Source organism: Pseudomonas sp. RC10 (assembly GCF_038397775.1).
Taxonomy (GTDB): domain Bacteria; phylum Pseudomonadota; class Gammaproteobacteria; order Pseudomonadales; family Pseudomonadaceae; genus Aquipseudomonas; species Aquipseudomonas bambusae.
This window is the reverse complement of record NZ_CP151650.1, coordinates 4,204,360-4,226,219: the sequence shown is the minus strand read 5'-3', so window position 1 is coordinate 4,226,219 and position 21,860 is coordinate 4,204,360. Positions and strand designations below refer to the sequence as shown.

The 21,860-nt window shown below is 61.2% G+C and carries 20 protein-coding genes; 9 read left to right on the top strand and 11 right to left on the bottom strand.

The genetic code is table 11. The annotated features are described in order from the left end of the window. The gene (locus AAEO81_RS19350; protein WP_341958584.1) at window positions 1-420 is read right to left on the bottom strand and encodes an NUDIX hydrolase; all 420 of its coding nucleotides are present in this window, start codon (window positions 418-420) and stop codon (window positions 1-3) included. A 199-nt stretch (window positions 421-619) separates the two neighbouring features. On the opposite strand from AAEO81_RS19350, the gene yghU reads away from it, so the two are divergent. Beyond that, on the top strand, window positions 620-1,459 hold the full coding sequence (gene yghU / locus AAEO81_RS19345) for a glutathione-dependent disulfide-bond oxidoreductase (protein ID WP_166598454.1): 840 nt from the start codon (window positions 620-622) through the stop codon (window positions 1,457-1,459). A gap of 78 nt (window positions 1,460-1,537) precedes the next feature. Next, on the top strand, window positions 1,538-2,476 hold the full coding sequence (locus tag AAEO81_RS19340; RefSeq protein WP_341958583.1) for a Dyp-type peroxidase: 939 nt from the start codon (window positions 1,538-1,540) through the stop codon (window positions 2,474-2,476). Between the two features lie 301 nt (window positions 2,477-2,777). Here the strand turns inward: AAEO81_RS19340 and AAEO81_RS19335 are convergent, their stop codons facing one another. Then, on the bottom strand, window positions 2,778-4,829 hold the full coding sequence (locus AAEO81_RS19335; RefSeq protein ID WP_341964572.1) for a TonB-dependent siderophore receptor: 2,052 nt from the start codon (window positions 4,827-4,829) through the stop codon (window positions 2,778-2,780). A gap of 265 nt (window positions 4,830-5,094) precedes the next feature. On the opposite strand from AAEO81_RS19335, the gene AAEO81_RS19330 reads away from it, so the two are divergent. Then, the gene (locus tag AAEO81_RS19330) at window positions 5,095-7,290 is read left to right on the top strand and encodes an OsmC domain/YcaO domain-containing protein (RefSeq protein WP_341958582.1); all 2,196 of its coding nucleotides are present in this window, start codon (window positions 5,095-5,097) and stop codon (window positions 7,288-7,290) included. Window positions 7,291-7,383: 93 nt separating this feature from the next. Here the strand turns inward: AAEO81_RS19330 and AAEO81_RS19325 are convergent, their stop codons facing one another. Next, window positions 7,384-8,889: a sigma-54-dependent transcriptional regulator gene (locus AAEO81_RS19325; protein ID WP_341958581.1), complete on the bottom strand. Its 1,506-nt coding sequence runs from the start codon at window positions 8,887-8,889 to the stop codon at window positions 7,384-7,386. Window positions 8,890-9,110: 221 nt separating this feature from the next. Between AAEO81_RS19325 and AAEO81_RS19320 the strand changes: the two genes are divergently transcribed. Then, a complete protein-coding gene (locus tag AAEO81_RS19320; protein WP_341958580.1) occupies window positions 9,111-9,821 on the top strand; it encodes a DJ-1/PfpI family protein in 711 nt (236 codons plus the stop codon). Window positions 9,822-9,925: 104 nt separating this feature from the next. Here the strand turns inward: AAEO81_RS19320 and AAEO81_RS19315 are convergent, their stop codons facing one another. Further along, on the bottom strand, window positions 9,926-11,266 hold the full coding sequence (locus tag AAEO81_RS19315; RefSeq protein ID WP_341958579.1) for an aminotransferase class I/II-fold pyridoxal phosphate-dependent enzyme: 1,341 nt from the start codon (window positions 11,264-11,266) through the stop codon (window positions 9,926-9,928). A 351-nt stretch (window positions 11,267-11,617) separates the two neighbouring features. Between AAEO81_RS19315 and AAEO81_RS19310 the strand changes: the two genes are divergently transcribed. The 3 genes from AAEO81_RS19310 to AAEO81_RS19300 are packed head-to-tail and all read left to right on the top strand — an operon-like array spanning window position 11,618 to window position 14,974. Next, window positions 11,618-12,745, top strand: coding sequence for a M20 family metallopeptidase (locus AAEO81_RS19310; RefSeq protein ID WP_341958578.1), 1,128 nt, complete (start codon window positions 11,618-11,620; stop codon window positions 12,743-12,745). Continuing rightward, entirely contained in the window at window positions 12,742-13,086 is a 345-nt protein-coding gene (locus AAEO81_RS19305; protein WP_341958577.1) for a DUF485 domain-containing protein, read from the top strand. The genes AAEO81_RS19310 and AAEO81_RS19305 overlap by 4 nt, the downstream gene beginning before the upstream one ends. After that, window positions 13,073-14,974: a cation acetate symporter gene (locus AAEO81_RS19300; protein ID WP_341958576.1), complete on the top strand. Its 1,902-nt coding sequence runs from the start codon at window positions 13,073-13,075 to the stop codon at window positions 14,972-14,974. Before AAEO81_RS19305 ends, AAEO81_RS19300 begins: the two co-directional genes overlap by 14 nt. A gap of 15 nt (window positions 14,975-14,989) precedes the next feature. Here AAEO81_RS19300 and AAEO81_RS19295 read toward each other — a convergent pair whose 3' ends face one another. The 4 genes from AAEO81_RS19295 to AAEO81_RS19280 all read right to left on the bottom strand — a co-directional run bounded on the left by AAEO81_RS19295 (window position 14,990) and on the right by AAEO81_RS19280 (window position 18,345). Further along, complete coding sequence (locus AAEO81_RS19295) at window positions 14,990-15,508, bottom strand: GNAT family N-acetyltransferase (RefSeq protein ID WP_341958575.1); 519 nt, start codon at window positions 15,506-15,508, stop codon at window positions 14,990-14,992. A gap of 119 nt (window positions 15,509-15,627) precedes the next feature. After that, on the bottom strand, window positions 15,628-15,990 hold the full coding sequence (locus tag AAEO81_RS19290) for a hypothetical protein (RefSeq protein ID WP_166598445.1): 363 nt from the start codon (window positions 15,988-15,990) through the stop codon (window positions 15,628-15,630). A gap of 289 nt (window positions 15,991-16,279) precedes the next feature. Further along, window positions 16,280-17,638, bottom strand: coding sequence for a HAMP domain-containing sensor histidine kinase (locus AAEO81_RS19285; RefSeq protein WP_341958574.1), 1,359 nt, complete (start codon window positions 17,636-17,638; stop codon window positions 16,280-16,282). Beyond that, entirely contained in the window at window positions 17,635-18,345 is a 711-nt protein-coding gene (locus tag AAEO81_RS19280) for a response regulator (RefSeq protein ID WP_341958573.1), read from the bottom strand. The genes AAEO81_RS19285 and AAEO81_RS19280 overlap by 4 nt, the downstream gene beginning before the upstream one ends. A gap of 169 nt (window positions 18,346-18,514) precedes the next feature. Here AAEO81_RS19280 and AAEO81_RS19275 point away from each other — a divergent pair, with 169 nt between their 5' ends. Further along, on the top strand, window positions 18,515-19,297 hold the full coding sequence (locus AAEO81_RS19275; RefSeq protein ID WP_341958572.1) for a VacJ family lipoprotein: 783 nt from the start codon (window positions 18,515-18,517) through the stop codon (window positions 19,295-19,297). Here AAEO81_RS19275 and AAEO81_RS19270 read toward each other — a convergent pair. The 3 genes from AAEO81_RS19270 to AAEO81_RS19260 all read right to left on the bottom strand — a co-directional run bounded on the left by AAEO81_RS19270 (window position 19,284) and on the right by AAEO81_RS19260 (window position 21,289). Further along, a complete protein-coding gene (locus AAEO81_RS19270) occupies window positions 19,284-19,745 on the bottom strand; it encodes an Hsp20 family protein (RefSeq protein ID WP_341958571.1) in 462 nt (153 codons plus the stop codon). The two genes, AAEO81_RS19275 and AAEO81_RS19270, sit on opposite strands and share 14 nt — an antisense overlap. A gap of 665 nt (window positions 19,746-20,410) precedes the next feature. Beyond that, window positions 20,411-20,917 carry a thioredoxin family protein gene (locus AAEO81_RS19265; protein WP_341958570.1) on the bottom strand — a complete coding sequence of 169 codons (507 nt, stop codon included), beginning with the start codon at window positions 20,915-20,917 and terminating at the stop codon, window positions 20,411-20,413. 90 nt (window positions 20,918-21,007) lie between these two features. After that, window positions 21,008-21,289, bottom strand: a complete 282-nt coding sequence (locus tag AAEO81_RS19260) for a hypothetical protein (RefSeq protein ID WP_341958569.1) — start codon at window positions 21,287-21,289, stop codon at window positions 21,008-21,010. Window positions 21,290-21,313: 24 nt separating this feature from the next. On the opposite strand from AAEO81_RS19260, the gene fos reads away from it, so the two are divergent. After that, complete coding sequence (gene fos / locus AAEO81_RS19255; protein WP_341958568.1) at window positions 21,314-21,724, top strand: fosfomycin resistance glutathione transferase; 411 nt, start codon at window positions 21,314-21,316, stop codon at window positions 21,722-21,724. The last annotated feature ends 136 nt before the right edge of the window (window positions 21,725-21,860 follow it).

Sequence of the window (21,860 nt, the reverse complement as noted above, 5' to 3'; positions counted from 1 at the left end):
TTATCGGCCGTCGTTCAGGTACTCGCGTAAACGCTGTTGCAGGCGGGGAATGGCGTCCGGCAGGGCCAGAAAGGCTTCGACTGAGCTGATTAGCCAGCGCTGGCCTTCATCGCCGAAGACCACCTGATCGAATGTGCCCGGCGGCACCTCAGCCACGAAAAACCACGTGTCGAGGCCGTGCATGCCCTGGCCTGCGTACAGCCGTTGCCAGACTATCCACGCCGGATCGAGGGTGAGGCCGAATTCTTCATGGGTTTCACGCAACGCGCACTGCAGCGGGGTTTCGTCATGTTCCCGGCCGCCGCCCGGCAGGTCCCACAGGCCGGGCCATGGAATCGTGGGGATGTCGTCGCGGAGGTAGATCAGCAACTGGCCTTCACACAGCACGGCGATCTTGGCACCGGAAAAGGGGGCGAGCATGGCGTTCCTGTCGGGGAGGGGCTAGGAAGGGGTGTCAGGTTAAAGCCAAGACGTCGCGATTGAAATGTTCTTGAGCCGCCCCAACGTAAGCGCATACCCTGAACCGCTCTCCATCACGCCCGGTCTGGTTGCGGTCCGCCGTGTCGTCTGGCGGTGCCCATGGACCCTTCGCAGTGACTCACTTCAAGAGGTTAGTTTCATGTCGAACGCAGCATACGTACCGCCCAAGGTCTGGAAAAACGATGCGGAATCCGGTGGTCAGTTCTCCAAGATCAACCGTCCGGTGGCCGGTCCGACCCACGAGAAAGTCCTGCCCGTCGGCAAGCACGCGCTGCAACTGTATTCGCTGGCGACCCCCAACGGGGTGAAAGTCACCATCATGCTCGAAGAGCTGTTGGCGCTGGGCAAGACCGATGCCGAATACGACGCGTGGCTGATCCGCATTGGTGAGGGCGACCAGTTCTCCAGCGGTTTCGTCGACATCAACCCGAATTCCAAGATCCCGGCTTTGCTGGACCGCAGCGTCGAGCCGCCGGTGCGCGTGTTCGAGTCCGGCTCGATCCTGCTCTACCTTGCGGAGAAGTTTGGTGCGTTGCTACCCACCGATCCGGCGGGCCGTACCGAAACCCTGAACTGGCTGTTCTGGCAGATGGGCGCAGCGCCTTATCTGGGCGGCGGGTTCGGGCATTTCTACGTCTACGCCCCGGAAAAGATCGAATACGCCATCAACCGTTTCACCATGGAAGCCAAACGTCAGCTCGACGTGCTCGACCGTCGTCTCGCTGAAAGCCCGTACCTGGGCGGCAAGGACTACAGCATCGCTGACATCGCGGTGTGGTCGTGGTACGGCCAACTGGTGCGCGGCACCGTGTACAACTCCGCTGAATTCCTCGACGCCGAGAGCTATACCCACATCCAGCGCTGGGCCGAAACCATCGCCAACCGCCCGGCCGTCGTGCGCGGCCTGCGGGTGAACCGCACCTGGGGTGATGAAGACAAACAAGTGCCGGAGCGGCATTCGGCGGCGGATCTGGACTGATTTTCCCCCGATTATTGTGTGAAGAGTGACCTGTGGGAGTGATCAAGCTCGCTCCCACAGAAAAGGAATTTCTGGAAAATGATCAAAGTCACCCCATTCCCCCAAGGCATCGACACGCCCATCACCAGCAGCGCGATCTTCATGGTGGCGACTCTGGCGCCGGGCGATGACGCCATTGAAACCGCCCGGGCCTGGTGCGCCGACATTGCCGGTCTGGTCCGCGCGGTTGGCAAACGCGTGCCCGACGGCAATCTGTCCTGCATTTGCGGCTTCAGCTTCAACGCCTGGGATTCGCTGTTTGGCACCCACCGTCCGGCAGCACTGCACACCTTCCGTGAGTTCGGCCCGCCGGAGCGCCGCGCCGTGGCCACGCCGGGCGACATCCTGATGCACATCCGCGCCGACCGCATGGACCTGTGTTTCGAACTGGCGACCCAACTCCTCGAACCCTTGGGCGATGCAGTGACCGTCGTCGAAGAAGTCCACGGTTTCCGCAACTTCGACATGCGCAGCATCATCGGCTTCGTCGACGGCACGGAAAACCCGGAAGGCAAGCGCGCGGCAGAAGCGACCATCGTCGGTGATGAAGACCCGGCGTTCGCGGGCGGCAGTTACGTGATCGTGCAGAAATACCTGCACGACATGACGGCCTGGAACCGGTTGACCGTCGAGCAACAGGAATTGGTCATCGGTCGCAAGAAGCTGTCGGACATCGAACTGGGCGATGACGTGAAGCCGACCAACTCGCACAGTGCGTTGACCGTCATCGAGAAAGACGGCAAAGAGGTGAAAGTCCTGCGCCACAACATGCCGTTCGGGCGTCCGGGATCGGGCGAGTTCGGCACCTATTTCATCGGCTACGCACGCTCGCCCGAACCGCTGGAGCAGATGCTGGAAAACATGTTCGTCGGCCGCCCGGCGGGGAATTACGACCGGCTGCTGGATTTCAGCAAGGCCGTGAGCGGTGCGCTGTTCTTCGTGCCGTCGACGGATTTTATCGACGCCTTGGGCGACTGATCCATGCTGCCGCCGAGCCGGACTGTCGGCGCAAGCGCTGCCCTATGAACACGCTCCGGCTGGATAATCGCGAGCCCTGTAGGAGCGAATTCGTTCGCGATGCAATCGTACAACCGACAAACACGTGTCGGATGTACGGGCCTCTCGCGAATGAATTCGCTCCCACAGGAGGAATGGATTGTCACCCTTGCGACGTGCCGGATTGTGTGACCAACGATTGGCTGCTGCAGCGCGGCGTACCGGCGGTGGCGACTGTGAGACCGCGCCGCCGGCAAGTCGGAGTGCTACTGGAACACGCGGCTCAATACGTCCAGGTCACCGACGCGGTCACGTTGCGCGGGGCGCCGTAGTTGGCGCTGGTGGCGCTGTCGTACAGCGACATCAGGTATTTGCGGTCGGTGACGTTGTTGAGGTTGACCGACGTGCTCCAGTGCTCGTCGATGTCGTAACTGCTCATCAGGTCCACCAGGGCGTAGGCGTTCTGGCGCACGTCGCTGTTGGTGTCGCTTTGCACGGCGCTCTGCCAACTGACCCGCGTGCCCACCTTGGCTTTCGGCAGGCCCGGCAGGCGATACGTCGCCATGCCACGGAAGCTGTGGGTCGGCACGAATTTGCGGGCGCGGTCGTCGTTATCGTCGTCGATGCGCACGTAGGTGTAGCCGCCCAACACTTCCAGGCCCGGCATCGCTTCGCCCGACGCTTGCAGCTCGACGCCGTGGCTCTTGTAATCCATCGGGTCGTAGACGAAGCGGCTGCCCTGATACTGCCCGTTGCCCGCAACGTTCTCCTGCTTGGTCTTGAACAGCGCTGCCGTCAGGTTGAGGCCGCTGTCCAGACTGCCCTTGATGCCGATTTCCTTGCTGGTGCCTTCCAGCGGGTCGAGCATGCTGCCGTCCGAACTGACCTTGTATTGCGGCGCGTAAATCTTGGTCCAGCTGCCGTACACGCTCCACTGATCGTTGAGGTCGTACACCAGACCGGAATACGGCGTGACCTTGCCGTGCTCGCGGGTGTAATGGTCAGCGCCGTAATCCAGACCGCTGCCATCGGCGCTGAGCATCCGCGCACCGACGATCCAGTGCAGGTCATCCATCAGGCTGAAGCGCGTACCGGCGTAGAGGCTCTTCTGGGTGTCCCGGAAATTCTGGTTGTTGGTGTCGAAGGTGTACTCCAGTGATGGACGGGTGAGCGTGCCGGCCAGCGCGCTGGAGAACGGCACGTCGTAATAGCCGTTGGCGTCGATGTCATGCTCGTTGGCCTTCAAATGCGTGCGGCCGTAATTGGCGCCGACGGTCAGGTCATGGTCGCGGCCAAACAGGGTGAAAGGACCGGACAGCTGCGCCTCGCCGATCACCTGATCGGTCTTGCTGGTGATGTGGGTCGCATAAGCCGACGCGTCGTCGCCCGTGACGCTGGCGATGTAGAACATGTCGGTGTCCTGATACTGGCGGATGCCGGTGACGGACAGCTTGCTGTTCCAGCCATTGCCGAAGTCATGTTTCAGCTCGGCGAAAGTGCGCTGGGTGTGCACGTTCCAGTAGGTCCACGGCTGGCCGACGTTGGAACTCCGGCTGCCGTAATGGATCGGGTTGCCGTCCGAATCCGACAGCGGCAGGTTGCCCCAACTGCTGCCGTTCGAATCGCTGTTGTGCTGGGAGAAACCGACGGTCAGGGTGTCGGCGTCGGTCAGGTCGAAGTCCATCAGACCAGCCGCGACGTTGATTTCGTGGCTGTAGCGGTCGAGGTAGGAGTTGCCCTTGTCGTGGGCGTAAATGAAGCGGCCGCGCACGTTGCCGCTGTCGGTCAGCGGACCGGACACGTCCACGTCCAGACGGCGGTTGTCCCAGGCGCCGACGCTGGTGCTGATCTTCGCCTGCACGTCTTTCGTCGGACGCTTGCGCACGAAGTTGACCGTCGCTGACGGGTTGCCGCTGCCGCTCATCAGGCCGTTGGCGCCGTGCAATACGTCGATTTGCTCGTACTCGGCCAGGTCCTGATCGCCCACCAGCAGGTCGCCAGTAAAAGGCATGCCCATGCCGTCGTATTCGAAGGTGTTGATGTTGAAGCCCCGGGACGTGAACTCGGTGCGGTCGGTCTCGATCTGCTCGACCGTGACGGAGGGCGCAGAACGCAACGCGCTCTTGACGCTGTTCATGCGGAAATCGTCGATCTGGTCGCGGGTCACGGTGGTCACCGCTTGCGGCGTTTCCTTGTCCGACAGCCCCAGACGCGTGGTACTGGTGGCCGTCTTCCCCTGATAACCCTGACTTTGCTCGTCGGCTTGGGCGACGCCGTTGCTCTGGATTTGCGTGGAGGGCAGGGTGATTTCATCAGCGGCGTGGGTGAGGGGCATGGCGCTGCAAGCGCCAGCGAACAACAGGCTGGCAGGGAGGCGGGCTTTCAAGATCGATTTCCTGGTTGGTTGAGCAGAGAAGTAATTGTCAATCAGTCGCAAATGAGAAATATACACAAATGGTAACGGATTTTTTACAATTTTTTCACATCTCGCAACATTCGCTGATCGGTCCGACCTTCACCCTCTGAGCCGACCGCACGAGACTTCCGGCGCAAAACCCGGATAATGGCCGCCATTCCGTTTTTCGCTTCTGGTAAACCCCATGGAAATCAAGGTCAACTTTCTCGACAACCTCCGCCTGGAGGCCAAGTTCGACGACTTCACGGTGATCGCCGACCAGCCCATTCGCTATAAGGGCGATGGCTCGGCGCCGGGTCCGTTCGATTACTTCCTGGCGTCGTCGGCCCTGTGTGCGGCGTATTTCGTGAAGCTGTACTGCCAGACGCGCAACATCCCGACGGACAACATCCGCCTCTCGCAGAACAACATCGTTGACCCGGAAAACCGCTACAACCAGATCTTCAAGATTCAGGTCGAGTTGCCCGCCGACATTTCCGAAAAGGATCGCCTCGGCATCCTGCGCTCCATCGACCGCTGCACCGTGAAGAAAGTGGTGCAGGCCGGGCCCGAGTTTGTGATCGAAGAGGTCGAAAACCTCGACGCCGACGCCCAGGCGTTGCTGATGCCAGCGTCCCTGTCCGGCGAAAGCACCTTCATCGCGGGCAAGGACCTGCCGCTGGAAGAGACCATCGTCAACATGTCGGGCATCCTCGCGGCGCTGGGCATGAAGATCGAGATCGCTTCGTGGCGCAACATCGTGCCCAACGTCTGGTCGCTGCACATCCGCGACGCTCACTCCCAGATGTGCTTCACCAACGGCAAGGGCGCGACCAAAGAGGGCGCACTGGCCTCGGCGCTGGGCGAATTCATCGAGCGCCTGAATTGCAATTTCTTCTACAACGACCAGTTCTGGGGCGAGGACATCGCCACCGCCGACTTCGTGCATTACCCGAACGAGCGCTGGTTCAAGCCCGGCCCGGACGACGCGCTCCCGAGCGAAGTGCTGGACGACTACTGCCTGAAAATCTACAACCGCGACGGCGAGTTGCGCGGCTCGCACCTGTACGACACCAACTCCGGCAACACCCAGCGCGGCATTGTCTCGCTGCCGTTCGTGCGCCAGTCGGATGGCGAAACCGTGTACTTCCCGTCCAACCTGATCGAGAACCTGTACCTCAGCAACGGCATGAGCGCGGGCAACACGCTGGCGGAAGCTCAGGTGCAGTGCCTGTCGGAGATCTTCGAGCGGGCGGTGAAGCGCGAAATCCTCGAAGGCGAACTCGCGCTGCCGGACGTGCCGCACGAGGTCGTCGCCAAGTACCCGGGCATCCTCGCGGGCATTCAGGGGCTGGAAGAGCAGGGTTTCCCGGTGCTGGTGAAAGATGCCTCGCTGGGCGGCGAATTCCCGGTCATGTGCGTGACCCTGATGAACCCGCGCACCGGCGGTGTATTCGCCTCGTTCGGCGCTCACCCAAGCCTCGAAATCGCCCTGGAGCGCAGCCTCACCGAACTGCTGCAAGGCCGCAGTTTCGAAGGCCTGAATGACTTGCCGCAGCCGACGTTCGAAGGCCAGGCAGTCATCGAACCGAACAACTTCGTCGAGCACTTCATCGACTCCAGCGGGGTGGTGTCGTGGCGTTTCTTCAGCGCGAAAGCCGATTACGAATTCGTCGAGTGGGATTTCTCTTCCGAGGGTGAGCACGCCAACGCCGAAGAGGCCGCGACCCTGTTCGGCATCCTCGAAGACATGGGCAAGGAAGCCTACATGGCGGTCTACGACGACCTTGGCGCGACGGCCTGCCGCATCCTGGTGCCGGACTATTCCGAGATCTATCCGATCGAAGACCTGATCTGGGACAACACCAACAAGGCGCTGGCCTTCCGCGCCGACATCCTCAACCTGCACAGCCTGAGCAAAGTCGGCCTGAGAAGCCTCGCCCAGCGTCTGGAAGACAGCGAACTGGACGACTACACCGACATCACCACGCTGATCGGCATCGAGTTCGACGACAACACCGACTGGGGCCAACTGACCATTCTAGAACTGAGACTGCTCATCTACCTCGCCCTGCAGAAGTACGAAAAAGCCAAAGATCTGGTCGAAGCCTTCCTTCAATACAACGACAACACCGTCGAACGCGGCCTGTTCTATCAGGCGGTCAACGTGGTGCTGGAAATGGAACTCGACGACGACCTGGAACTGGCCGACTACGAAGTCAACTTCCGCCGCATGTTCGGCAACGAACGCATGGACGCGGCGATCGGTTCGGTGAACGGCAGCGTGCGCTTCCACGGCCTGACGCCGACGAGCATGAAGCTTGAAGGTCTGGACAAACACCTGCGCTTGATCGAGAGCTACAAGAAGCTGCACGCAGCGCGGGCGACGGCAGCCCGATAAACGGAAGAACGCGTCATTGAAAAAGCACCTGAGGGTGCTTTTTTTATAGGCGCTGTCATCTGGCCAGGCGAACACGGCACTGGAGCAAAAGGCTCAGGACTTGCCAGGGATGCCGTATTTGCGAAGTCGCATGGAGATCGAGGTGTGCGAGGTCTGCAACCGCGCCGCCAGCAGTCGGCTGGAAGGGTGGCTGGGGTAAAGCTGTTCCAGCAGGTCTTTCTCGAAGCGGGCAACCGCGTCCTCCAGGCTGCCTATCTCACGGGTTTGCTGCCCGTCCACGGCGGTGCGCGCGATGTCCAGGTCGTCGAGGTCCACCCTGGGATGTTCACAAATGGCCGCGGCGCGAAATATCACGTTTTGCAATTGCCGGACGTTCCCCGGCCATCGGTTGTCGAGCAGGGCTGGAAACGTGCTGGGGGCCAGACGGCAAACCGGACGCTGAATCTGCGCGCAGGCTTGCTGCATGAAGTGCTCTGCCATCAACAGGATGTCCTGGCCACGCTCGCGCAGTGGCGGCACGTGCAGGTTTAGCACGTTGAGACGATAAAACAGGTCTTCACGAAATTGACCGTCGCTGACCATGTTTTCCAGATTGCGGTGGGTCGCGCTGAGAATTCGCACATTGACCCTGATCTCCCGGTCACCGCCGACGCGACGGAAGCACCCATCGCTCAGAAAACGCAGGAGTTTGGCCTGGAGATAGGGTGACATTTCTCCGACTTCATCGAGAAACACCGTGCCTTGATCCGCCAGCTCCAGCAGCCCGAGCTTGCCGCCCCGTTGCGCGCCGGTGAAGGCGCCAGCGGCGTACCCGAACAGCTCACTCTCGGCAAGGCTTTCCGGCAGCGCTGCGCAGTTCAACGGCAAGAACGGCGCCTCACGCCGTTTGCTGATCGCGTGGCAGGCGCGGGCGACCAACTCTTTGCCGGTACCGGTCTCGCCTTGAATCAGCAGAGGCGCATCGAGCCCTCCCACGCGATGCGCTCGCGCCTTGAGCTTTTGAATGGCTTGGGAAGCACCCAAAATCGCGTCGAACCCACCGGCAGGGTCATGGCGCAGCGCCGACAGCCGCTCGCCGATTCGGCTTGGCGGGTAGAGGGTGATCAGGGCGCCCGCGGCATTAATCGGCATGGCGTCGAGCAGCAGGGTTCGCCCTCCAAGGCTGACTTCTCGCATCGGCAAGCGAAAGGCGTGGCTGACCAACGTGTGCAGCACGTCGTCATCAAACACCTGGGCGAGCGACTCGCCGGCCGGTTCGCGTCCGCACAAAGCTATCAGCGCAGGGTTGGCCAGCAAGACATGCCCGCGCTCATCCACCGCCAACACCGGGTCGGAGCTGGCAGATAACAACGCATCGAGCTGCAGGTGTCGGCGCTGGCCCGGAAGGATGTCGACCACCGTCACCGATTGCACGCCTTTCACGCCGAGAAATGCGCCGCGCAACTCCTCCAGCACCTCGGCGCCGAGCGTTGGCGCATCGATGTAGACGTGGGGGGGAACCATCTCCACGGCCTCCAGATTGAAGCGGCGCTCACCCAGCAGGGCGAGGACTTCCTGAGTGATGCCGACGCGGTCGATGAAGGTCACGTGAATGCGCATGAAGGGCCTGAGAAACGTGTGTCTGGTCGAGTGAACAGGGCGGTCTCTGGTCCATCTGCGTAGCTCACCCGAAGGCTCTGCCCAGCGACGGAACGCCGGACAGGCCGCCCGTGGGTACTCACCCCGGCGTCAAAATTCGTTGACAGGGCAGACAATAGCCTATATTTGTACTGGTACATAACAAATGTTGTACCACGAACCTTGATACTGTTGGAGCGAACATGACTATTCCACTCGAGACCCATTTGAAGATCGGCGCCCTGATCTTTCCCGGCATGGATCAATGCGATTTCACCGGCCCCTTCGAAGCGTTGGCACGTACCCCGAACTCGACGTTCTTCACCATCTGGAAGGACAAAGATCCGGTCCGTGATCTGGCCGGGATGCTGTTGCTGGCCGATACGACCCTGGACGAGGCGCCACAGCTCGACGTGCTGCTGGTGCCGGGCGGCTATGGCCAGCAAGCCCTGATGCATGATGAGGTCGTGCTTTCTTTCATCCGTCAGCAAGCCGCAAACGCGAAGTATGTGTTCTCGGTGTGCACCGGAGCGCTCTTGTGTGGCGGGGCTGGCTTGCTCAAGGGCAAGCGCGCGACGACCCATTGGACAGCCATGGAAACGCTGCCCTTTTTCGGTGCCATCCCCAGCGATGAGCGCGTCGTGATCGACGGCAAGTTCGTCAGCGCTGGCGGCGTGACGTCCGGGATCGATGGGTCGCTGGTACTGGTTTCACTGCTGCGCGGGGAGACGGTCGCCCAAGAGTTGCAACTCTACATGGCCTACGACCCGGAACCGCCTTTCCAGGCCGGTTCGCCGAAAAGCGCGCCTGCGTCGATTTTGCGCACAGTGACGGAACGCGCGGCCAACATCACGGCCCAGCGCCTTGAAACCGCACGTGCTTATCACGCCAGCCAAACGTTGGCTCGCGCTTGAGTCTGCCGGATCAGTCCGTTTTTCCAGCGTGACACGGGACGATCGATGATGGCTCGCAATGGGCCGTCATCGATCGTCCCAGTCGGGTTCTGTCGGCGTCAGACTCAGGCCGACAGCGTCGTGGTCACGGCGTGACGTGCGGCGAGGAGCGCCTCCACGAACACGCTGCTCTGTTGCGGTGTCATTCTCGATGATGTGATTCGAATACCGGACTGGGGTGTCACGCAGAAGTCACGCCCCGTGCGCACCAGCCAGCCCGCATCGAACAGACGTTCGGCGACTGCACGCTCGTCGGGGATGGGCAACCACAGATTGAGTCCGGCGCCGCCTGCCACGTTGAACCCTTTCTTTTTCAGCATCGTCACCAGGGCCATATGGCGCTCGACATACGTTGCGCCACCGGCGGCTATTTTTCGGCGGATGGCAGGGCTGATGAGCAGCTCAAGCGCCAGGCGCTGCAAAAAGGTGCTGACCCACCCCATGCCGACGGCCTGTCTGTTTTCGAGGCTCTCGATGGTCCGGGTGTCTCCCGTCGATACCGCCAGTCGATAATCAGGGCCCAGGAATTTGGACAGCGACCTGACAACCAGCCAAGGCCCGTTCTCCCGGATATGCCATGGATGGTAATCGGCCAATTGGAGCAGGCTGGAATGATCGTCATCAATGAACAGCACGTCATCGGCATGGGCGGCAATGTCCGCTAGCGCCCGTGCGCGCTCTTTCGACGTCGAAATACCGGTGGGATTTTGCGCGCGGCTGCTGAATAGCACCGCCTTCACGCCCACGTCCACCGCCGCTTGCAGGCTGGCGGGCACGATCCCGTGATCATCGAACGCAAGGGGCACCAGCTCAAAGCCCATCAGGCGGGTCAACGCCAGCAGGCTCATGTAGCCAGGGTCCTCCACGGCCACTTTGTCACCTGCAGTGAGCCCGCTCGCTTCAAGCGCGCGCTCGATCAGATCCAGCGCGCCTGCGGAGACAAAAATGCTTCTGTCCACGGGCACGTTGTCCGCCAGGAAGCCCTCTTTTGCCCATTTGACGAACCCCGCGTTGTTTCGCTGCTCGCCATACAAATGGTTGTCGAGGCTCATGCGGGAAAATGCGTCGCGAATGTCGTGGTCATCGGGAAGAAACGCGATGTCCGGATTGCCGTCACGCACCGACATCATCTGGGGCAGGCCAACATCGGCGGAAGGCGCCGACGACGAGGGGTTGGCCACGATCGAACCCCGTCTGCCATCGGACACCACCAGCCCCGTCGCCTGTAACTGTCGGTAGGCAACCACCACTGTGTTCTTGTTGACACCCAGGTCCGCCGCGAGGTTACGCACTGTTGGAAGGCTTTCACCCGGCTTGAGGCGGTCGTCGAGAATGGCCTGCTCGATGGCGCGGCGTATGGATTCTGCCTTGCCTTCAGCAATTTCATGGGGTTGCAACGTGAACATAATCATCCTCAACGGTCTTGGCGACCTGGCCGTGGGTGCGTGAGGGCCATGCCGCGTCCGGCCGGCGCCGGTACAGGGAGACATACTTTAGCTCGAACCGGGACAAACCTGCACCTTCGCCTGGATGTTGCACATGCGCAGGGCCGAAATGCTAGGACATACGCCGGGACATGGGGCTTTTGTACCGGATGCGCGGCCTCATCAACACCTTTCACCTCATGTTTTTGATTGACGGTCACCCCTCGTCGTTATAGATTCAGCTGGTACAAAAAAAGTAACGTACCAGTACATGGCGTTTTTCGAACGCTTTGTCTAGGTGCGGCATCCTGCTCCTGACATAGGAATCCTATCGTGCCCCTAAGTCTGCGTGACCCCATAGCACTGACGCGACACCTGGTCTGCACCAACACCATCAACCCTCCTGGCAATGAAGGCCCCCTCGTCGAAGAGTTGGAGCGGGCACTGAAAACGTTGGGGTTGACCACGCTGGTCCAGTCGATCGCCCCAGGACGGGCCAACCTCTTGGCATGGAACCCTTCGGCGGACGGGTCGAGGTTATGTTTCACAGGTCATCTCGACACCGTCCCACTGGGCGCGGCTCCGTGGGTTCAGGCGCCGTTGGGCGGGGAGGTGATCGGTGATCGTCTCTATGGCCGCGGCGCTTCGGACATGAAAGGCGGCATCGCGGCTTTTCTTTGCGCGTTGCACACCTTCGCGACGCGGTTCGGGTCTTTGCCTCCGGTGTTGGTTGTACTGACCGCAGGTGAGGAAACGGGGTGTGAAGGCGCCAAGCGCCTGGCCGAGCTTGATCTGTCCGGTCTGGACGTGGGCGCGTTGCTCATTGGAGAGCCGACCGCGAATCAATGTGTCGTCGGGCACAAAGGCGCGCTCTGGCTGACGGGACAGGCCACGGGGAAGACCGCGCACGGTGCCATGCCCGAGCTTGGTGATAACGCCATCTACCATGCGGTCGATGCCATCCAGAAGCTGCGGCAATTTGATTTCTGCACCCCGGTCGATCCGTTGCTGGGCAGTCCCACCTTAAACATCGGCACGATCACGGGAGGCATGAACGTTAACTCAGTGCCGGACACGTCAGCGTTCACGATCGACATCCGCACCGTGTGCGGCCTTTCCCACAACGAGCTATGCGGCAGGGTGGGCGACCATATCGGCGGCAACGTGAAGTTGTCAGCGACAGTGGATGTACCCGCCCTTTCGAACGATCTCGCCAACCCGTGGATCCGGCAGGTCACAGAATCCGTCGCGTTTGTCACCGGTGAGCAGTCAGCCGTGCGGACGGTGGCGTTCTTCACTGATGGTCCGGTACTCCGGGAATTGTTTGGCGAAGTGCCGGCGATCGTCATCGGTCCTGGAGAGCCTTCTTGCGCCCATCAGACGGATGAGTGGTGCAGCGTCAGACGCGTTCATGAATGCGTCGATATTTATTCCCGGCTCCTGGAGGATTGGCAATCATGAATGCGCTCAAACAACTTCCCGTCCCGCCGCTGCACACGGATGAAAAAGCGTTGGCGATTGAATCTTTCGAACGCTGCATGGCCGCAAAAAACCGAATGCTGGTCACGCTGAGTGCCGTTTTTTTCACCTACTATTTCGCGTTCATTGTCGGAGCAGGGTGGTTTCGCGACATTTATGTATTGCCGTTGATGGGTGGGGTCAATGTGGGGACTGCGTTTGCGGTGTCGCAGTACTTCTTCGTTGCGGGCCTTGCCCTGATCTATGCGTATCGGATGAAAGCCATTGATATTCAAATAACAACGTTTTCCGACGCCTGGAGAAAAGTCCATGAACACTGTTAAGCGCTGCGTCGCGGGGTGTGTCGCGATGTTCGCGACGGCCTCTTCCCAGGCGGCAGATCTGGTGCCGCAAGCCCACAAACCCTATGCCTTGGCGGCGTTTGTGGCGATTATTCTGATGACGTTGGTCATCACCGGATTGGCTTCGAAAAAGGGCAAGAGCACGCATGACTTCTATACCGCGGGGGGCGGCATATCGGGGGTCAAGAATGGCTTCGCCATCGCCGGGGATTACCTGTCTGCCGCCGCGTTTCTGGGCGTGTCGGGGCTGATCGCGCTGTATGGTTACGACGGCATTCTTTACCTGATCGGTTTTTTCGTCGCGCTGATGCCTGTGCTGTTGTTCGTGGCCGAGCCCTGCCGAAACCTCGGCCGCTACACGTTTGGCGATGTGCTCGCGTATCGCTATGACTTTCGGACGTCCAAGATTCTCGCAGCGACATCGAGTGTCGTCATCGTCATCGCCTATATGATTCCGCAAATCGTCGGCGGCGCCGTTCTGCTCTATGCGCTGTTGGGCATCAAGTACGAAGTGTCGGTCGCGGTGGTCGGCGTATTAATGCTCACCTACGTGACGTTTGGCGGCATGACGGCCACCACCTGGGTGCAAATCATCAAGGCGGGTTTGCTACTGACGGCGTGTGCAGGTTTGGCCGTGCTCGCACTGATTCCCTTTCATCTTGATATTGCGGCGTTCTTTTCGTCGCTCATCCATCAAGCCGCCCTGTATGACTATCTTTCCCATGGCCGTGCATTGGCGTCCGGTGAAGACCCCACGTTGGTGACGAAAACCTTTTTCGAGCCGGGCCTGTATTTGAAGAACCCGCTGGAGCAGGTGTCGTTAGGCCTGGGACTGACCTTGGGCACGGCGGCCTTGCCTCATATTCTCATGCGTTTCTTCACCGTGAAGGATGCACAAACGGCGCGTAAGTCAGTGTTGTGGGCCATGCTCGCCATCGGCGCTTGCCACTTGCTGATCATTTTCCTGGGTTTCGCGGCAGCTTATTACGTGGGCAGTTCGACGATTGTCGCGGGTGATAAAGGTGGCAACCTGGCTGCGCCTTTATTGGCCCAGCTGTTGGGCGGAGGGGCAGACACTGTATCCGGCAACGTGCTGCTGGGTCTGGTGGCTGCCGTTGCGTTCGCCACGATCGTGGCGGTGGTCGCGGGGTTGACCCTTGCAGCGGCGTCGTCACTGGCCCACGACGTGTACGTGGGCGCCATCAAGAAGGGCGTGGCGTCGGACCGCCAGCAGATGCTGGCCGGGAAACTGGCCGCCATTCTGGTGGGCGCCGTGGCCATTTCTGCAAGTCTGATGGCCAAGGGGCAAAACGTCGCCCAGTTGGTAGGGCTCGCCTACGCCATCGCAGCTTCGGCCAATCTCCCGGCATTGATCGGCACCTTGTACTGGAAACGCTGCAATGTCTTCGGTGTGGTGTGCGGCGTCATCGGCGGGACACTGGCCGCGATCGTGGTAGTGCTTGTCTCGCCCAACATGCAATACCCGATGGCGATTCGCGCAGAGACCACCGTAACCATGACCCGTATCGCGACGGACATTCAAACGCTGGAAACCCGTCTTGATGCGCCAGGCCTGAACGATGAGTCAGTCAAGGCCTTGACCGCCGCACTCGCCAAAGCCCAGGCGAACCTCCAGACGAACAAAGATAAATACGACGCGACAGGCGCTGAAACCACCAGTCTGGTGGGGTTGGAGCAGCCATTGATCGGGTTGAAAAACCCTGGGGTGATTTCGATTCCGCTCGGCGCGATCTTTTTGATACTGGGCACTCTTCTCTACCGCAGACGCGTGGACGCCGATGAGAAATGGCGTGCCCTGGTGTTGCGCCGTGACAGCGGCATCGGCATGGAAGACGCGATCAGCCACTGACGCTGAATGCTGGACTCAAAGTGACAGTGTGAAGCGCCTTTCCCTTCCGGGCTCCCCGTGAAGGGCAAGGCGGTCACGGCCGAAACCACACCGCGCCAGCACCTTCTGCGACCCCCGATTTTCCTCGAACACATACGCCACCAACCCGGTCAGCCCCCAGCGGCTGTGCGCCTGTTGAATGAGGTGCCTGAGCGCTTGGGTGGCCAAGCCCTTTCCAGCAGCCGTTTCCGCGATTCGATAGCCCACTTCCGCGGTCCCGGACTGCGCATCGATCTGCTTCAAATTGGCCCTGCCCACGATGCGCCCGCTGGCATCTTCGATGACGCACGGATGCCATGTACCCAAGGCGAGCTCGGATAGGCAACGGTCAATGTGTTCGTCCACACCTTGCGGTGAGTAGAACGATGCGGGGCGGGGGTCGATGTGGGATTCGAACCAGGCGCGGTTCTCGGTTTCGAATGCGAGCAGCGCTTCAGCGTCAGTGCCTCGCAGGTCGCGAATGTGAACAGTGTCAGGGAGAGACGGGGTGGGCATGGGCACGGTCCTTGTGTCGAGACCGCCGATGATGCCGGTAACACACCAGGAGGGCAATTAGCGCAGCTTGTAGCAGCATTGCAGTGGCAGCCGGAGATCGACTGCCACGGGGTTTGAGGTCAGCTTCGCAAGTCGGTGTTTTTGTCTTCGCAGGACACTTTCGGCTTGTCGACCGGCCGGAATTCGCCCTTCACGGCGAGTTCGTTGAAATGGCTGCCCAGTTCGTCTTCGATTTTACGGATGGCAGAGGTGTCATTCAGGTCATCGACCACCAGCCACAGGCGCGGCAGGTTCTGGAAGAACGCCTCGTCGATTTCCACGTCCTGGGTCAGCTCGCGGTCGGCGCGCCAGAGGCATTCGCGTTGCGAGATGGCAGGGTCCTGGGGCCAGGTTTCGGACGTGGTGAGCCAGATTTCGTAGAAATCCTTCAGCTCTTCTCGGCCCATTTTTTCCAGTTTTTCCAGCGGAACGAATGTATTCACGGCGTCACCTGTCAGCGATTGAATTCCATGGCACGGCGTCGAGCCGGCGCCTGCCTCTCGCCGCTCAAGGGCGGAGGCCTACTCCTATAGGGCCTGGGTTTGCCGAGGGAGTTCCATCAATTGAAGCGTCAGCGCAGATCGGCCCGCAGGTCGCGCACCCCGCCGCTTCGCGGCCGTCGTAACCTCCGGCTGCTCCCACAGGTTCAGCGTTGGTCTCGAAATACAGACACGCCGCAAATCCTGTGGGAGCAGCCGGAGGTTACGACGGCCGCGAAGGCGATCCCCAGGTTCACACCGACACCGGCAACACCATTTTGACCTCCAGCCCACCCCCGTGCCGCGCCTCCAGCGTCAGGCTGCCGCCGTGCTCCAACACAATGGCCCGTGCCGCAGGCAGCCCCAAGCCCACGCCACCCGTGTATTTGTTGCGCGAGCCTTCGATGCGGAAGAACGGGGCAAAGACCTTTTCCTGATATTCCGGCGCGATGCCGGGGCCGCGGTCGGTGACGTGGATTTCGACGCTGCCGGTCAGTGCACGCAAGCTGATCCCCGGTTCCATCCCGTATTTGACGGCGTTGTCCAGTAGGTTGACCAATGCACGCTTGATGCCGATGGGACGGCCTACGTACACGTAACGTGGCGGGGCGTCGAGGGACACGTAGATGCCCGCGTCCTTGAAATCATCAACGAGGGTGTGCAGCAGCTCGGCCAGGTCGAATGCCGTAGCCTGTTCCAGCCGCGCATCATCGCGAAAGAACTCCAGCGCCGAATTGACCATCGCCTGCATCTCGTCCACGTCCCGGAACAGCCGCGATTGCTGCTCCGGGTCTTCGATGAATTCGCCGCGCAAACGCATGCGGGTCAGCGGGGCGCGCAGGTCGTGGGAAATGGCCGCGAGCATTTGCGTGCGGTCCTGTAAGAAGTGCTGGATTTGCGCCTGCATCCCGTAGAACGCCAGAATCGCTTCGCGGATTTCCCGAGGTCCCTCGACGGCAATCGGCGGCGCCTTGAAGTCCACTCCAAAACGCCGCGCCCCCTTGGCAAAGCGCTCCAGCGGCGTCGCGAGATGGCGAGTGGCAACCAGCGCCACCAGCAGGGTCGAAGACAGAATCAGCACGAGAATGATCAGATTGCGCGGCAGCTCCGACAGACCCCAGCTGCGGGTCGGCACTGAAAACAGCACCCAGCTTTTGTCACGCAGCTCGATCAACAGGCTGTAGCGACTCTCGGCCAATTGCGGCACCCAGTCCGACGGCTCATAGGCTTCGATCCTCGCGTCGGGCCTGTCCAGTAACCGCCGCAGCAGCGGGCCACCGGAGCGGAAATCCGGGTCGTCAACCGGTGGCATACGGGCGTCTTCGTGACGCGGCAACCACTGGCTGGTGAACGCCTTGTCGCTGGCTGCACTGGCGATCCCTGGCCGTTGCGCCGGGGGCACGGAATCGATGATTCGGGTCACGGCAGCCGCCTTTTCCATCAGACCGGTTTCGGTGAGCGGTGGTCGGGCCCACACCCCGCCGAGCAGGCTGACCACGCCGTTCAACGCCAGGGACGTGAGCATGGCGGCAACCGTGGTCAAGGCGATCCAGCGTGCCACGGTGTCGCGAGGCAGGCCCAGTGTGGCGCGCACCGCCCGTACCACGTTCATCGACTGACCACGGCAGGGGTGAACAGATACCCCACGTTGCGAATGGTGCGGATCATCGGCATCGCAGTCACTTCCGACTCCAGTTTGCGGCGCAGACGGCTGACCTGCACATCGATGCTGCGATCAAAGGCGTCATGGGTTTCGCCCCGCGCCATGTCCAGCAACTGCTGGCGGGTGAGGACGCGACGAGGATGCTCGGCGAACACCAGCAGCAGCTCGAACTCCCCGGCGGACAGCGGAATCATCACGTTATCCGGCGAGCGCAATTCCCGGCGCGTGACGTCCAGCTGCCAGTCGGCGAACATCAAAATCGGCCGTGGCGCCTCTCGGGTCGGGTGTTGGTGTTCTCCGGTCCGTCTGAGCACGGCGCGCACCCGGGCCAGCAGTTCGCGGGCGTCGAAGGGTTTGGTCAGGTAATCGTCGGCGCCCAGTTCCAGGCCGACGATGCGGTCGCTTGGCTCGCCCAGCGCCGTCAGCATGATCACCGCGACGTTGTGTTCGGCGCGCACGCGTTGGCACAGGACGAGGCCGCTGTCCCCCGGCAGCATCACGTCGAGGATGATCAGGTCCGGGGCGCGCCGCTCGACGGCCCGCCACAGCGAAGGCCCATCGATGGCGACTTCCACGCTGTAGCCGTGTTGCTGAAGGAATTTCTGCAGGAGGGCGAGGACTTCGAGGTCGTCGTCCACCAGGATGAGATGGCTCACGGTCGGGCACGCTGTCGGGCTGGAAAACAGACGTCTATCTAAAATCATTCGGCGCGCCGCGTCATATATTTCAATCCGGCAACAAAGCGACCGGGCCGCAAGAAACCGGCAATCTTCGGGCAAAAAAGCCTTGGCAGCATCGTCGGCACTTCCTGTCGAGATGCTCCGCATGCCTATCCTCAAACCTGCTGTGCCCTGTGTTCGATTCGCCGCTGTCGGTGTGCTGGCCGTGCTCGCCAGCGGCTGCGCGACGCCGCCTTCCCCGGCGCCCTCTTCGTGTGAGCCGGTGGCCTACCAGATTCATGACCCCGCTCAGTCGGTGAACCGGGGCATCTTCGCCTTCAACCGCACGGTCGACGATTACGCCTTGGCCCCGGTGGCCCGTGGTTATCGGCATTTGCCGGGGTTCTTCCAGAGCGGCGTGCACAACTTCGTCGCCAACTTCGGCGAGCCGAAGGTCTTCATCAACGACCTGCTGCAAGGCAACGGCCGACGCTCGGTCAACACCCTCGGGCGCTTCGTCATCAACACCACCGTCGGCGTAGTCGGGCTGTTCGACGTGTCGGGCAAGCTGGGCATCGAGCGGCACAAGGCCGATTTCGGTCAGACTTTCGGCGTCTGGAGCATCGCCGACGGACCTATCGTCGAACTGCCGCTGCTCGGCACCGCCAACCTGCGGGACGCCACTGGCAAGGTATTGAGCTTCGCGGTCGATCCGTTCGGCGACAACAGCGATACCCTCGACACCCTGAGCACGATCAACACGGTGGGCGGGATTGTCGATGACCGAGCGCGCCTGTTGCCGATGACGGACAAGTTGCGGCAAGAGCCTGACTACTACGAGGCGCTGCGGGACACCGTGGCGGCGAAACGGGCGGCGTTTGTCGAAGAGGGGCGATCGGGGGCCGTCGCGGGTGAGACGGCCGAATGCTCCACCTTCAACCCCGATTGATTCGGTACTCCCCGGGACCATCGCCCGAGCTGTCGATCCTGATGTGTCGGGCCTTGAGCGGCTCCGGCATGCGGTGCAGCAGGAAGACGATCAACAGCCCGTGCTCGAACGTCGCGCCTTGCACTTCAATGTGGTCGGCCAGATGAAACACCATGCGAAACGGGCCGTGGGCGATGCCTTGATGCAGATAAGTCGCGCCCGCATCGGCGTGGCGCTCGCCGCCGCAAATCGTGAGCACGCTTTTTTCCAGTTGAAGGTCCAGGTCGTCGGCGCACAGCCCGGCAGCGGTGATGACGATCCGATAATGATCGTCGCCGTAGCGCTCGACATTGTGAGGGGGGTAGCCCGAGGCTGCTTCGCTGTGGAGGGCTGACTCGAAGACATCATTGAAACGATCGAATCCCACCGATTGGCGGAACAACGGGGCCAAAGAGCTTGCAATGGCCATGTCCAACGCTCCTGAATATAAGGATATGCACCTTAGACAGTTGAGCTGAAGGAGCGGAAATTACAAGCGGTCCGGCACAGAGATTGGCGTCGTCCGCTAAACACCGTACGCCACAGGAAGACGTGCGGCGTCCGGGGATTGAGCTGACGACACTAACCCACTGTGGCACTCCGGCGCGGCGGCCGTGACTCGCGGCCATCGGCAACCCGGACACGATTGGTTTGAGCAAAGAACGCGATCACGGCACTGAACCTTGTGGGAGCAGCCGGAGGAACGACGGCCGCGAAGCGGTGGAGCAGACGATTGATTGGCAACGGACCCACCGCCGTCGCTGCCGTCGTCCCTCCGGCGTCTCCCACGGGATTTGCGGTGTTCAGGGATTTTGCTGACGACACAAACCCACTGTGGCAGTCCGGCCATGACTCGCGGCCATCGGCAACCCGGACAGGATTGTGTTTGAACGAATAACGCGAGCACGGCACTGAACCTTGTGGGAGCAGCCGGAGGAACGACGGCCGCGAAGCGGTGGAGCAGACGATTGATCGGCAACGGACCCACCGCCGTCGCTGCCGTCGTCCCTCCGGCGTCTCCCACGGGTTTTTTGCCGGTCTCGACACGTCCAGACACACACACACACAGGCAACCCCGTGAGATGCATCAGCACATCAAGGCTTTGGCGCTTCGAGAATCGCGAGCACATCCCGCACGGTATTTTCCAGAAACCTCCCCGCCCGATAATCCGCCTTCACGGCATCGCCACCGTCCACCACCGCCTGCGGGCTCTCGACGAAACGCCCTAGCACGTGAAATGCGTCATCCAGCACCAGCACGAACGGGATCGAAATCCGCTCCAGCGCCAGCGGGGCCTTGAGCGCCTGTTCCGCCCGGCTTTTGGTGATCACCGCCAGCGTGATGTTTGGCTGCACGCGCTGCAGGTGATCCAGGACGGTAAGGTTGATCTGGCAATCCGGGCACCACATTTCACCCGCCGCCAGCAGATGAACACGGCCACGGACAGCGCGCAGTCGCTCAAGGGTGGCGGGACTGAGGGCGTTGGTTTCCGCGAGCTGTTGCTGAATGCGGCGAACGGTGGCGATTTCGGCGGGCAGGCCGCGACCGACGAAGGTGTCGAACGCTTCGCCGATGCTGAAAAGGTCCTGATAAGAGGTCATGAGGGGCTCATTTTGAATGGCGATGGGGCATCCCAGCAGAAATGCGGCTGTGCTGCAATCGCGGAGACTGAACCGACCCCGGGACAGTGGTCACGTGCGCCCCTTCGGCTTGACCACCTTCAACCGCGCGATGGCGAGGCTGTGCAAGTATTGCCGCACCTCATCATGGTGTTCGACGCCGACGTGATAGCCATCCAGCAGCCCCAGCAGATAACCTTCCGCCATCCCGTGATACCGCGAAACGCTCTCGCGGGTGTCGCTGGTCTTCAACTTGACGATCAACTCATCGATCCGCGCCCGATGCTCGGCGGAAAACCAGCCGTCCTGCGGTGATGATCCTGATTCGTCCAGCGGCGTTGCATCGGCACTCATTGAACCTCCAAAGGGCTCGTTCTCATGTTGACCGGTTTCAATCACCTGACCCTTGCGGTGGCGTCTCTGCCGCGAAGTGTTGAGTTTTACCAGAAAACCTTGGGCTTCAAACTTTCCGCGCGTTGGGCGCGTGGCGCATATCTCACGCTGGGAGATCTCTGGCTGTGCCTGTCGCTGGATGATGTGCGCCCGGAAGGTATGCAACTGAACTACACGCACTATGCATTCACCGTGGCGCCGGAGCATTTTGCTGCATTCGGGCAATGGCTTCGGGACCAGAACGTCTCACTTTGGAAACAGGATAAAAGTGAAGGGGATTCGTTGTATTTTCTTGATCCCGATGGCCATCAGCTCGAAGCCCATGTAGGCGATTTGGCGTCCCGGCTGGCCGCTTGTCGGGTCAGTCCGTATGAAGGGATGGAGTTTTTTGACTGAGGCCCGGTGGGAAGCGGCGCGTCGTGCACAGACGGGCTTTTGATTCTGGCCGCAGGCCGTGGGAGCGTTGCTTGCTCGCGATCTGCTGCGAAGCGGCAGTAAAACCGGGCAACCCGGTGGATCAGGCTCCCCGCGC